This window comes from Actinacidiphila yeochonensis CN732, from assembly GCF_000745345.1.
GTDB classification, from domain to species: Bacteria; Actinomycetota; Actinomycetes; order Streptomycetales; family Streptomycetaceae; genus Actinacidiphila; species Actinacidiphila yeochonensis.
This window is the reverse complement of record NZ_JQNR01000005.1, coordinates 4151228-4163495: the sequence shown is the minus strand read 5'-3', so window position 1 is coordinate 4163495 and position 12268 is coordinate 4151228. Positions and strand designations below refer to the sequence as shown.

Annotated in this window: 11 protein-coding genes and 1 pseudogene; 4 read left to right on the top strand and 8 right to left on the bottom strand. The window is 75.2% G+C overall.

The window, feature by feature from the left end:
• Positions 1-141: 141 nt before the first annotated feature.
• Positions 142-414: a hypothetical protein gene (locus tag BS72_RS33365; protein ID WP_037914751.1), complete on the bottom strand. Its 273-nt coding sequence runs from the start codon at positions 412-414 to the stop codon at positions 142-144.
• 146 nt (positions 415-560) lie between these two features.
• Entirely contained in the window at positions 561-713 is a 153-nt protein-coding gene (locus BS72_RS37570; protein ID WP_198545974.1) for a hypothetical protein, read from the bottom strand.
• A 143-nt stretch (positions 714-856) separates the two neighbouring features.
• Here BS72_RS37570 and BS72_RS28835 point away from each other — a divergent pair, with 143 nt between their 5' ends.
• The 3 genes from BS72_RS28835 to BS72_RS28825 all read left to right on the top strand — a co-directional run bounded on the left by BS72_RS28835 (position 857) and on the right by BS72_RS28825 (position 4026).
• Entirely contained in the window at positions 857-1501 is a 645-nt protein-coding gene (locus BS72_RS28835; RefSeq protein ID WP_037914748.1) for a TetR family transcriptional regulator, read from the top strand.
• A gap of 733 nt (positions 1502-2234) precedes the next feature.
• Positions 2235-2882, top strand: coding sequence for a ThuA domain-containing protein (locus tag BS72_RS28830; protein WP_232792557.1), 648 nt, complete (start codon positions 2235-2237; stop codon positions 2880-2882).
• A gap of 283 nt (positions 2883-3165) precedes the next feature.
• Positions 3166-4026 (top strand): DUF6227 family protein, encoded by an 861-nt coding sequence (locus tag BS72_RS28825; RefSeq protein WP_051951795.1) that lies wholly within the window; start codon positions 3166-3168, stop codon positions 4024-4026.
• A 65-nt stretch (positions 4027-4091) separates the two neighbouring features.
• Here the strand turns inward: BS72_RS28825 and BS72_RS28820 are convergent, their stop codons facing one another.
• The 6 genes and pseudogenes from BS72_RS28820 to BS72_RS28795 all read right to left on the bottom strand — a co-directional run bounded on the left by BS72_RS28820 (position 4092) and on the right by BS72_RS28795 (position 10503).
• Positions 4092-4682, bottom strand: coding sequence for a hypothetical protein (locus BS72_RS28820; RefSeq protein ID WP_051951794.1), 591 nt, complete (start codon positions 4680-4682; stop codon positions 4092-4094).
• Positions 4683-4794: 112 nt separating this feature from the next.
• Positions 4795-5460 carry a 4'-phosphopantetheinyl transferase family protein gene (locus BS72_RS38910; RefSeq protein WP_078901713.1) on the bottom strand — a complete coding sequence of 222 codons (666 nt, stop codon included), beginning with the start codon at positions 5458-5460 and terminating at the stop codon, positions 4795-4797.
• Positions 5461-5674: 214 nt separating this feature from the next.
• A pseudogene (locus BS72_RS40080) lies at positions 5675-6262 on the bottom strand (metallophosphoesterase); the annotation flags it as partial.
• Between the two features lie 175 nt (positions 6263-6437).
• Positions 6438-8705: an MMPL family transporter gene (locus BS72_RS28805; RefSeq protein WP_051951793.1), complete on the bottom strand. Its 2268-nt coding sequence runs from the start codon at positions 8703-8705 to the stop codon at positions 6438-6440.
• 97 nt (positions 8706-8802) lie between these two features.
• Entirely contained in the window at positions 8803-9198 is a 396-nt protein-coding gene (locus tag BS72_RS28800; RefSeq protein ID WP_037914743.1) for an RNA-binding S4 domain-containing protein, read from the bottom strand.
• A gap of 42 nt (positions 9199-9240) precedes the next feature.
• Complete coding sequence (locus BS72_RS28795; RefSeq protein ID WP_037914741.1) at positions 9241-10503, bottom strand: phosphodiester glycosidase family protein; 1263 nt, start codon at positions 10501-10503, stop codon at positions 9241-9243.
• A gap of 331 nt (positions 10504-10834) precedes the next feature.
• Between BS72_RS28795 and BS72_RS28790 the strand changes: the two genes are divergently transcribed.
• Complete coding sequence (locus tag BS72_RS28790; protein ID WP_078901711.1) at positions 10835-11905, top strand: phosphotransferase family protein; 1071 nt, start codon at positions 10835-10837, stop codon at positions 11903-11905.
• Positions 11906-12268 lie beyond the last annotated feature (363 nt).

The following is a 12268-nucleotide window of genomic DNA, read 5'->3' as shown; positions in this document are numbered from 1 at the left end:
TGGCCCCGACCCCGTACCGGAACCGCCCTGGCACTGCCCGCGGCGTCGGGCCCGCGGGTCGGACGCAGGGGCGAGGCCCGCACGGAACCGTCCGTGCGGGCCTCGCCCCTGTCCGTCCTGTCCGCGCCCAGCGGCCGCGGGTCAGCCGAACGACCAGAGGACGCCGTGGCCGGCGACGGTCAGCCCGGCCATCAGGAGCAGGTCGCCGACGCCCAGCACGAGGCCGAGCACCGCGCGGCCCCGCCGCCGGGTGCCGCGGGCGAGGGCGGTCAGGGCGAGCAGCACGGCCGCGGGCCCGAGGACGACGTTCAGCACCAGCAGGCCGGGCAGGCCGAGCAGGAAGGACGCCACGGCCATCCCGTCGGCGTCACGCGTGGACGCGGCGGGGCGGACCGGGTGCGCTGTGGTGTTCACGGGAGTTCCTCTCCGGAGTCGGCGGGTTCCTCGGGTTCGGCGGACCCGGCGGGCCTCGCGGGCCCGTCTGTCGCGGCGCGCAGGGCGGGCGGCGCGGGGGGCGGCGCGCGGACGTTGGGCGGCCGTTGAGCGCCTGTCGGGTGGGGTCAGCCGCGGTCGCGGTCGCGGCGCTCGCGGACCGCGAAGACCAGCAGCCATACGGCGATGGCGGCCGCGGCGGCGGTGAAGACGGTGAGCGAAATGTGGGCGGCCGCGCCCATCAGGATGCCCATGCCGATCAGCAGGACGACCAGGCTCATGACTGCGGCACCTCCGGTGCGCTTGGCGGTGGTCCGGCGAAGGCCCGCGGGCGGGCCGGGTTCCGGCATTTCAGATGACACTTGTTCACTGACCCATCAGTCTAGATTGGCGACCCAAGGGGAACAGTTGTTTACTGAATGACATGAGTCACACCCCGGGCGTCCGGCAGGAGCGCAAGGCGCAGACCCGGCAGGCCCTCCTGGACGCGGGGCTGCGGCTCCTGAAGCACCAGAACCTCAGCAGCCTGGGCCTGCGCGAACTCACCCGCGAGGTGGGCGTCTCGCCCACAGCCTTCTACCGGCACTTCCCGGACATGGACGGCTTCGGGGTCGCCCTCGTCGACGAGGCGCTGGGCAGCCTGCACGCCATGATCCAGACCGTGCTGGCGCGGAGCGCGGACGACACCTCGCCGGACGCGCTCATCGAGCGGGCCGTCTCCCTCACCACCTCCTACGTCGACGAACACCGTCCGCACGTCCGCTTCATCGCCCGCGAACGGCACGGCGGGGTCCAGGCGGTGCGCGAGGCGATAGCGGCGCAGCTCGACCGGTTCACCGCCGAGGTGGCCGCGGGCCTGTCCGTGCAGCCCGTCTCGAAGGGCTGGTCCCGGCGGGAACTGCTGGTGCTCGCCAAGCTGTACGTGGACGACATGGTGGCCACTGCGGCCGGGCTGCTGGACGCCGCGCCGGACGACCCCGCCGCGCGCGAGCGGGTGACCGGGGACGCGCGGCTGCGCATGCGGATCATCGGCCTGGGCCGGCGGCACTACCTGGACGACCGGGCGTAGCGGCCGCCCGCCCACCAGCGGACAGCCGGGCCGACCGGATGCGGGAAGGGCCGCTCCGGGGCTGCCCCTTGGCCGGCGGGTTCGGCGGATTCGGGGCGGGCCGAACGCCCCGGATCGCGCGTAAGCTGCCGTGGCGCACCGCCGCACCACCCGAGGACCCGTTCGCGCCCGGACCGCCGCCCGCCCCTCCGCACCCCGGCCTCCTCCCGCCGGAGCCGGAGCCGGAGGCAGCGTCGGCCCCGGTCGTCGGGGCGGTCCGCGAGCGGCGGCCGGGCGCCGGGGCACGGACACCGGCCGGGCCCTTCGTACCGGCCCTGGACCGCCCAGGGCGCCGGAGACGCGAGGAGGCCACGGCATGGACCGCACCCCCGCATCCGCCCCGCCGATACCGCCGGCGCGGCGGTCGACCGCCCTCGCCCGGCGGGAGGCGCGCCCGTGACCCGCCCCGGGGACGCCGGGCCCGGACCCGGTGAGCAGGGCGGCGACCCCGCGTGCTGGCTGGAGCGGGTCTGCGCCGGGTGCGGGGCGTTCCGCGAGACCGCCGGACCGGCGTGCGCCCGGTGCGGCGAACCCTTCCCCGCCGCGCCGCCCCCTTCCGCCGTCCCCCGGAGGCGCCGTCGGGCGCCTCCCCCGCCGCGGGCGCGGAAGCCCGAGGCGGCGGCCGGGACGCGGAGCCCGGCAGCCGGCAGGACCGGCCGGGCGGTCCGAGGTGAGGGCGGCCACCGGCGTTCTGGTGTTCAGCGCGACGGCAGGCTACCGGCACGAGTCGATCGCGCCGGGTGCCGCGGCTCTCGCCGAACTCGCCACCGGATGCGGCCTGTCGACGCTCCACACCCAGGACACCCGCGCCCTGCGGCCGGAGATGCTGGCCGGCTGCGCGGCGGTGGTGTTCCTCTCCCCCACCGGCGAGGTGCTCGACGACCGGGCCCGCGCGGCGCTGCGCGGCTACGTGGCGGCCGGCGGCGGGCTCCTCGCGGTGCACGCGGCGACCTGCGCGGAGTTCGGCTGGCCCTACTACGGCCAGCTGCTGGGCGCCCGTTTCGCCGGCCACCCCGAGATCCAGCCGGGTGACGTGCTGGTCCGCGACCGGGACCACCCCGCCACCGCCCACCTGCCGGCGGTGTGGCGGTGGACCGACGAGTGGTACGACTTCCGCGCCGGCCCGGCCGGGCGCGGCGTGCGGGTACTCGCCGAGGTGGACGAGGCGTCGTACGAGGGCGGCACCATGGGCGCGCCCCACCCGGTGGCCTGGTGCCACGAGGTGGGGCGGGGCCGGGTGCTGTACACGGCGCTCGGGCACCTCCCTTCGGCCTACGCCGACCCCGGCTTCCGCGGCCACCTGCTGGGCGCGCTGCGGTGGTGCGCCGGGCTGGAGGGGTAGACCGGCCGTCACCGCCCGGACGGGTCGTCAGCTCCCCCTCTCCCAGGGGCGGACCAGAGGAACCGAGCACGTCGTCCGTACGAATGAAGTCCCCGGCGAAAAGTGGACGAATCACAACGGGTGTGCTTATGGCGTAGGGAATAGGGCCCGAACGGCGTAGGCCGTGTGGACCGGAGCGTAGACGTGGTGGGATTTGTGCCCGTTCCGGGGTGCGGTGCGCGAACGGGCTACTACCGTGTGTCGCCCGCGGAGGCGCGGGACGGTGGGGAGCCGGGAGGGCCTGATGGACGCGGAGCCTGTGCGGGGCGAGCAGGGGATCGCCAGGAGCGGTGGTCTGCCGGCGGATCAGCTGGCGGCGTTACTGGACCGGGCGGAGAACGGGGAGGCCGCCGCGGTGGAGCTGGCCGAGGTGCGCTCGGCGCTGCTGCACTGGTGCGCGGTCCAGTCCTGCCGCCACACCAACGGGCCGCCGCGGCCGATGGACCGCCGTACCTACCGGCACAGCTTCCTGCTTCCCGACGGCGGGGTGCGGCTGGTGTGGGAGCTGGAGCACGACACGGGGCCCGGCACGGCCGTCCACCGACTGGTCTTCGGCGACGCGTTGGAGCTGGCCGCCGCGGAATGGGCCGTGGACGCCGTCTTCGACCTGCACGCGGGGCCCGGCGTTCGCGCGCCCCACGCTGCGGAAGCCCTCTCCCTCGAACCCGGCGCGCCGTCGGCGGTCCGCGATGCAACCGACGAGGCCGCCGACGCCGACGCCACGGGCCTGTTCGACCTGGTACCGGACCCGGACGAGTCCGGGTGCCACCGCCGCGACTACACCGAGCAGGGCTCACCCGACCACGCGCGGCGGCTGATGCGCAGGGCGTCCAACGCCGACGCGCCCGGCACGGAGACGCGGCGGCGGCTGCGGGCCTCGGTCGGCTACGCGATCCGCATCGAGGCCCGTCGCAGCATGGTGATCGGCGGGCGGTCGGTGTCCTGGAGCCTGTACGAGCACGCGTTCCTGCTGCCGGACGGCACGGAGCTGAGCCTGTGGGAGATCGACCACACCAGGACCCCGGACGGCGGTCCGGTGTGCGAGGTCTACGGGACGCGGGAGGCCGCGCTCGACGTCGCCGTGCGCCGGATCGAGGCGGGCTGAGGGCCACCCGGGCCCGCGCGGACCAGGTCCGGACACCAGAGGGACACCGGTGAGGTCCGGAACCGTCAGGAGCGGGCGCCCCGGCGGCGCGGGCCCGGACCGCGGCCGCCCCGGCCGCCGCGGTCACCGTCGGGGCGCGGGGGTTGCGCCGCGGGGCCGTCGCCGGTCAGCTCGACCAGGGTCAGGCGGGACAGCGGCGGCACCGGGCCCGTGCGGCCGACCCGCCGCCACGCGAGGAGGAGGGTCAGCCGCATCATCTTGCGGGCCGCGTACACCAGCAAGGCGGCGAGGGGCAGTTCGGCGAGGGCCGCGGTGAGGATCGCGCCGAGCAGGTCGTCGCTGTTCCAGTCGAGGACGATGTCGAACCACGCGTCGCAGCACAGCAGAGCGGCGGTGACCAGCGCCCACGGGACGAAGATCTGGAGCCGGCGCCAGGCGCACCACGCCGTGGTGCCGAGAGCCGCGACCAGCGCCCCGTCGAAGCCGACCCAGGCCAGGCGCCACTGGTCGACCTCGTGGTGCTCGGGAAGGCTCACCGCCAGGTAGCCGATCCACGGGACCAGGAAGAGGAGGCTCCCGGTGATCACGGCCAGGAAGAGGACACGCAGGTGCCGTACGTGCGGGTCGTGCGGCGCCGGGACCTCGGGCTGATCCATGCTCCCACTCTGCCGGACGCCCCGCCCCTTGCGCGCGCCGCGCCGCCGACCCCCGGCGGGCCCTCCCCCGCCTTCCCCGTCCGGCCGCCGCCGGTCGCCCCGGGCGGTGCGCTCACGGCCCGTTCGGAACCGTGATCGCGGTGACGGCGAGTCCGCCGCGGGTGGTCCAGCGTCCGGTGAAGACCTCGGGGCCGACGCCTTCGGCCAGCAGGGGGCCCGGGACGAGCAGCCGGGCCGTGTAGGTGCCGCGGTCGGGGGCGGCCGGTTCGGGGGCCTGGAAGAGCAGTTCGGCCTCGGTGAAGTCGAGCATCCGCCGGTGATAGGGGTACCAGGCCTTGTAGACGGTCTCCTTGGCGCTGAACAGCAGCCGGTCCCAGTGGGTGCCCGGTGCGCTCCCGGCGAGCGCGGCGAGCGCGGCGCGTTCCCGGTCGGTGGAGTGGATGACGTCGATGACGCCGTCGGGGAGCGGCTCGTGCGGTTCGGCGTCGATGCCCAGGGTGAGGATGTCGCCGACCAGGGCGACGGCGGCGGCGCGGTAGCCCTGGCAGTGCGTGATGCTGCCGACGACGCCGTCGGGCCAGACCGGAGCGCCGTGCCGGGTGTCACGCGGGATGGCGACGGGCCCTCGCCCCAGCCGGGAGAGCGCCTCCCGGGCGCAGGCACGGCCGGCGCGGAACTCGTTGCCGCGCTTGGGGACGGCCCGCGCGACGGCTGCCTCCTCCTCCGGGTGGAGGGGGGCGTGGTCGAGTTCGTCGCCGTAGGCGGCGCGGGTGCGCACCGCGGGCGGCACGAGGTGCTCGATCACCGGCCGGCCCCCGCCCGTCCGGGAAGGATCCGGCGCGGCCCCGCGGGTCCGGCGGGCGGGCGCCCCATTCTCGCGGGTAGCCGAGGGAGACCTCGGTGAACCGCACCCCGTCCCGCCAGATGACACGCGGGATGTGCAGGTGGCCGTAGACGACCTCGGTGGCGTGGTAGCGGATGTGCCAGTCCTCGGTCAGTTCGGTGCCGCACCACAGGGCGAAGGACGGGTAGCGCAGCACGGCGGTCGGGTCGCGGTGCAGCGGCCAGTGGTTGACGAGGACGGTCGGCAGGTCGGGGCCGAGGGCGGACAGGCGTTCGGCGGTGGCCGCGACCCGCGCCCGGCACCAGTCGTCGATGCCGGGCAGCGGGTCGGGGTGGAGCATCGCCTCGTCGGTGCAGACCACGCCGAGCTCCCGGGACTGCGCGAGGGCCTCCTCCTTGGTGGTGGCGCCGGGGGTGCCGTCGCGCCAGGTGTAGTCGTAGAGCAGGGCCATGGGGCACACCGCGACGGGGCCTTCGGGGGTCTCCCACAGCGGGTAGGGGTCCTCCGGGGTGTGGACGCCCAGGCCGCGCAGCTCCTCGACGAGGTGCAGGTAGCGGGCCTCACCGCGCAGGGTGACGGGGTCGGCGGGGTGCGTCCACAGCTCGTGGTTGCCGGGCGTCCAGACGACGGTGCCGAAGTGCTGCTTCAGGGTGCGGATCGCCCACAGCACGTCGTCGACGCGTTCGGCGACGTCACCGGCGAGGATCAGCCAGTCGCCGTCGTTGCCCGGGCGCATGCGCTCCACCAGGGCACGGTTCGCCTCGTACCCGACGTGCAGGTCACTGATGGCGAGCAGGTGCGGGGTGTCGCTGGTCGGTGTCTGCACTCCACGGATTTTTCCAGACGGCGCCCGGCAGTTGGCAACCCCTGAGTGCTTCCGGGCGATCCTGCCGGAACGGCGCTACCCTGGCCTACCCCTGGGCCATGCCCTCGCTGCTTCCGGGGCCGTCCGTGCCCTCGGGGGCATCCGCGCCCTCGGTGCCCTCGGTGTCGATGTGCGGGAGCAGCCGGTCCAGCCATCGCGGCACCCACCAGGCGGCCCGGCCCATGAGTGTCATGACGGCGGGGACCAGCAGCAGCCGGACGACGGTGGCGTCCACCAGGACGCTCACCGCCAGGCCGAGGCCGAGCATCTTGACGACGATGCTGTCGCTGAGAAGGAACGCGGCGAAGACACTCACCATGATCAGGGCCGCGCAGGAGATGACCCGGGCGGTGATCTCCAGGGCGTGGGCGACGCTGCCCTGGGGGTCGCGGGTGCGCAGCCACGCCTCGTGGACGCGGGAGAGCAGGAAGACCTCGTAGTCCATGCTCAGGCCGAAGACGATGGCGAACATCATCATCGGCACATAGCTCTCGATCGGCACCTTCCCGTGCACGCCGAGCGCCGGGCCGCCCCAGCCCCACTGGAAGACGGCCACGACGACGCCGTACGAGGCGCCGATGGACAGCAGGTTGAGGACCGCGGCCTTCAGTGCGACGGCCGGCCCCCGGAACACGGCGAGGACGATCAGGAAGGCCAGCCCCACGACCACGCCGATGATCGCCGGCAGCCGCGCCGCCACGATGTCGCGGAAGTCGACCTGGGAGGCCGTGGTTCCGGTGACGTACGCGGAGGCGGGCGTACCGCGCACGGCCTGCGGCAGCACGTCGTCCTTGAGGTTGTTGACGAGGTCGGTGGTGCCGGCGTCCTGGGGCGCGGTGCGCGGCAGGACGGTGGAGAGCAGGACGTCGCCGTTACCCGCGGCCTTGGGCGGGGTGGCGCTGGCCGCGCCGGGCACCCCGGTGAGCGTCGTGGAGACCTGGTCGGCGAGGGCGGCGCGCTGCGAGGAGGGCACGCGGGACTGGTCGACGACGACGGTCAGCGGCCCGTTCGAGCCGGGCCCGAAGGCGTCCGACATCAGGTCGAAGGCCCGGCGGTCGGTGAAGCTCGTGGGGTCGGCGCCGTCGTCGATGTGGCCCAGCCGCACGGACAGCAGCGGGATGGCCAGCACCGCGAGGACGACGATCCCGGCGGCCAGGAACCACCACGGGCGCCGCTCGACCCGGCGCGCGTACCGGTGCCAGACCCCGCGCGGCTCCTCACCGGGCGGGGCGTCGGTCTCGGCCACCGGGGTGCGCACCCGAAGGCGGTCGATGTGCCGGCCGGCCAGGCCCAGCAGGGCGGGGGCGAGAGTGAGCGCGCCGACGACGGCGGTGACGACGGTGATGCCGGCCGCCGCGCCCAGCCGGCCGATGAACGACACCCGGGAGACGAAGAGTCCGGACAGCGCGATGACCACCGTGACGCCGGAGACCAGGACGGCCCGCCCGCTGGTGGAGATGGAGCGGCCGGCGGCGTCGACGGGGTCGGCGCCGTCGATCAGCCGCTGCCGGTGGCGGGTGAGCAGGAAGAGGGCGTAGTCGATGCCGACGCCCAGCCCGATCATGGTCGCCAGGGTCGGCGAGACGCTGGCGAAGGTGACCGCCTTCGCGACCAGTGCCAGGACGGCGAGGCCCGCCAGCACCGCCAGCAGCGCGGACACCAGGGGCACCAGGGCGGCCAGCACGCTGCCGAAGCCGACGAGCAGGACCACGATCGCCACGCCGAAGCCGATCGCCTCGCTGGTTTTGTCGTTGGCGGAGGGCCGGGCGAGCTCGCCCAGCGACCCGCCGTACTCCACCTCCACGCCGGCCGACCGCAGCGGGGCGACGGCCTGGTCGACCCCGTGGAGGTAGGAGCGGCCGAGCGAGTTCGGGTTGGTGTCGAACCGCACGGTGATGTACGCGGTGTGGTGGTCGGAGGACAGGGCGCCGGAGCCCGACGCCAGCGGGTTCGTCGTGGACGACACGTGCGGGAGCTTGGCGAGGGCGTCGGACGCCTGCCCGATCTGGTCGCTGAGGTCGGTGAGCGGGGTGTGCGCGTCGTGCAGCACCACCGGGGCGGACTGGCCGCCCACGTCGGGGGCGTCCGCCTGGAGCACCTGGAGGCCCTCGTACGACTGGGTGCCCGGCAGCGAGAAGTCGTCGCTGTAGGAGCCGCCCGCCCTGTGCTGGGCCGTCAGCAGCCCGGCCAGGACGAGGACCCAGCAGGCGAGGACCAGCGCCCAGTGGCGGGCGCAGAACGCCCCGAGCCGCCGCAGCGCCCCCGGGCCCTGCGAGGACGGTCCACCGCCGGGACTCGCGACGCGCGTGGCCATCGCGCCTCCCACCGTCGACGACTTCTCCCGAGCTTTTCGGGATCATATGCGCCTGGCGGACATTCCGGTCGCGACGCGCCGCGCACCTCCCGTGGAGTCAGCCCCGGCGCTGCCCGTGGAGCCGTTCGAGGTCGCGGCGCTCGCGCTTGGTGGGGCGGCCGGTGCCGCGGTCGCGTACGCCGAGGGCCAGGGCGTCCTCCTTGGGGGGCGGCGGCGGGCTGTTGTCGACGTACGCCTTGGCGGCCAGCGGCGGGCCGACCCGCTTGAGGAGCAGTTCGGCGACGACGACCACCCGCTCGCGGCCCGCGTGGAAGAGCCGCACCTCGTCGCCGACCTTGACCGTCTGGGCCGGCTTCACCCGCTCGCCGTTGACCCGCACGTGCCCGGCCCGGCAGGCCGTTGCCGCCAGGGACCGGCTCTTGGTGAGCCGCACGCACCAGATCCAGCTGTCCACGCGGACGCTGCCCGTCCCCGCTCCGTGTTCTTGCGCCATGCCCCCGAGCCTACGGCGCCCGGCAAGCCCTTTTTGTGGGGGCTACCGGGCGTAGACCGCGACGAAGTCGCGGGTGGCCTGCGCGTAGTAGCGGTCCGGCGGGTCCTCGAAGTCGAGGATGTTCGCGGGCCTGGGGTCGGACGGGTCGCGGCTGCCGTCGTAGGACATGAAGGAGGGCCAGGCCCGGTTCATGTCGAGCGGCATGGCGCGCACCGCACCGGCGTGCTGCATGAGCCGCGCCAGCGTCCGCGCGGACAGGGCCTGCCCGACGACCATCACGATGTCGCCCTGGGCGGTGACGCCGACGCCCGAGCGGGGCACGTACATGCGGCTCTGGTCGCCGGCGCCCCACTTGGAGTCGTCGTCGATGTCGGGGACGACGCGGCCGCCGTCGACCATCAGCTCCAGGCACTGGCGGACGCCGACGACGTCCGGCGTCATCCGCACGTCCCGGCCCCACTGGCCGATCCCGATGGAGCCGTCCTGGTAGAAGACCTCCGAGGCGGCTCCGTCGCGCAGCTCGCCGTCCGTCCTGCCGTCGAGGTAGAAGCCGCCGCGGGAGCCGCCGTCGGTGACGCGGAAGCCGCCGTTCCAGGTGGCGACCAGGCCGGTGCGCTGCCCCTTCGGGATGGTGGGCGGCACGTCGAAGGTGCCGCCGGGCTCCTTGAAGCCGGGGTGGAGCTGGAACCGGGCGTGCGCGGCGCTGATCCAGGCGACCGCCGCCTCGTAGGAGGTGTGCTCGTCGTCGGGACGGACGTAGGTGCCCTGGACGATCGGTTCGCCGTGCGCGGTGGCCAGTGTCCGGTACACGCCCTCGCCGGGGAGCGCCGGGCTGACCAGCGACGCCATGGGGGCGCGCGGCGGGACGAGGGAGGCGCCGGGGACAGGCGGGGCACCCGCCGCCGGCGTCGCGGCCGGTGTCGCCGCGGTGGTCGCCTTCATCCGGGCCAGCTCGGCGGCGGACAGCGAGCCGCCGACCTTGGGCGGGTGCATGCGGTACTGGACGTCCTCCAGCCGGTCGACGACAAAGCCGAGGTCGTGGTCGCGGGCCCACTCGGCCAGCCGGGCCTGCGTGCTGTCCTTGCCCGGGTAGGTGAGGGCGCGGCCGACGGACCAGCCGACGGTGCCCGCGCACACCAGGCACACACCGAGGGCGCCGCGGGTGGCCAGCCGCCTGCGGCGCAGCTGGCCGGGGGTGAGGTCACGCCGGTGCTTCCAGGGGAGCAGGCGCCGGCGGCGGCGCCCGGGGCCGGGTCCGGACGGTCCTGCGGTGCCGCCCTCGGGTTGCCGTTCCGCGATGCTCATGCCGCTCCTTTCCACCACTCACGCGGCGGTGTCCTCGTACTCGTCCCAGCTCCTCCTTGATGACCGCTTCCGGCGTCGCCGTATCGGGGCCGGGTGGAAAGCACCCGCCCGCCGCACGCGCGCAGGTCGGGCCGGGCCGATCCCGCCGCCCCGCGTCGGGCCCCGCCGGACGGCCCGGGTGGGCGGCTCGGCGGGTCGCGAGGGGCGCGGTGGACGGAGGCGGCCGGACCGTAGGGTGGCACCGGTGCGGCGCCGGAGCGGGCCGTGCGCACCGTCCGGCAGAAGACAGTCCAGGGAAACCGTCCAGGAAAGACCGTCCAGGGGAGCTGCGATGACCGACGGCGGAACGGCACCGGGCACGGCCACGGGGACACGTCCCACGCCGGAGGGCGGTCCGGGCACGGCGGGCGGCGGCCGCGTACCCGGCGGGCGGGTGGGCCCGCTGCTGGCGCGCGCCAGCGTACCCGTCGACGACGTCACGGGGTGCACCCCGCTGACCGGCGGCTCGTACAACTCCCTCTACGCCGTCGACCTGGCCGGCGGCGACCGGCTGGTCCTGAAGGTACCGCCGCCGTCCGACCGGCCGCGGCTGCGCTACGAGGCCGAACTCCTCCACGGGGAGGCCGTCTTCGCCGAGCGGGCGGCAGAAGTCGGCGTACCGGCGCCCAGGTTGCTGCGGGCCGAGCCGGAGGAGGGGAGCGGGACCGAACCGTACGCGGTGATGACGTACTGCCCGGGCCGTCCCTGGTCGGAGCTGGCCGAGGAGTTGGAGGCGGCCGAACGCGACCGGCTGCGCCGCGAGTTGGGAGCGATGGTGGCCCGGCTGCACGCCGTTCCGGGACCCGGTTTCGGCTATCCGGCGCAGCGGATCGCGCCGCTGTCCGAGCGCTGGGAGACGGCGTTCGGCGCGATGGCGGCGGCCCTGCTGGCCGACGCCGAACGATTCCGGCCATGGCTGCCCGTCCCCCTCGGCGAGCTCCGCGCGGTCTTCGCCGCGGCGGGCCCGGACCTCGCCCGGGCCACCGGGCCGGCACTGGTCCACTTCGACCTGTGGCGGGGGAACGTCCTGCTGGGCGGCCCGGCCGGCAGCCGCCGGATCACCGGGTTGATCGACGGTGAACGCATGTTCTGGGGCGACCCGTTGGCCGATTTCGCCTCGCTGTCGCTGATGGACACCCCGCCCGAGGAGGACCCGGCGTTCCTGGCCGGGTACCGCGAGGCGGGCGGGCGGCTGGAGTGGGACCCGTGCGCGGCCCGGCGCACCGCCCTGTACCGCGCCTACCTCTACCTGATCATGCTGGTCGAGGTGGTGCCTCGCGGCGACTCGGGCGAACACCTCGCGTTCGTACGCGAGTTCGTCGCCCCGAGGCTGACCGCCCAGCTGGTGGCCGCGACCCGCTGAGCGCTCCGCGCGCCCCCGTCCCCGCCGGGTCGCGCCGGTCCGGACCGCGCGGGCAACGGAGTTGGCCCGGCCGCCGGACGGTCGGCGGCGGTCCTGGCAGCGGTCGGGGTCCGCGCCACGCCGCAGAAGAATTGGCCGGAATCTTTCGGCGGACCGACCGACTCTGAGAGTATGCCCCTGCGGTTCGCGGCCGCCCTGACACGGCCGTAAGCTGCGGCGCCCCGTGGACGGGGCGCGCCGGAACGGCGGCGGACCCTGGACTGCCGCCGTTCCGTGTGTCCGTCCGGATCGCCGAAGCCCGAGCCCCGGGACCCGTGGCCCGCCGCACCGCCGTGGCCGAACCGGAGGCGACGGGTGCCGGCC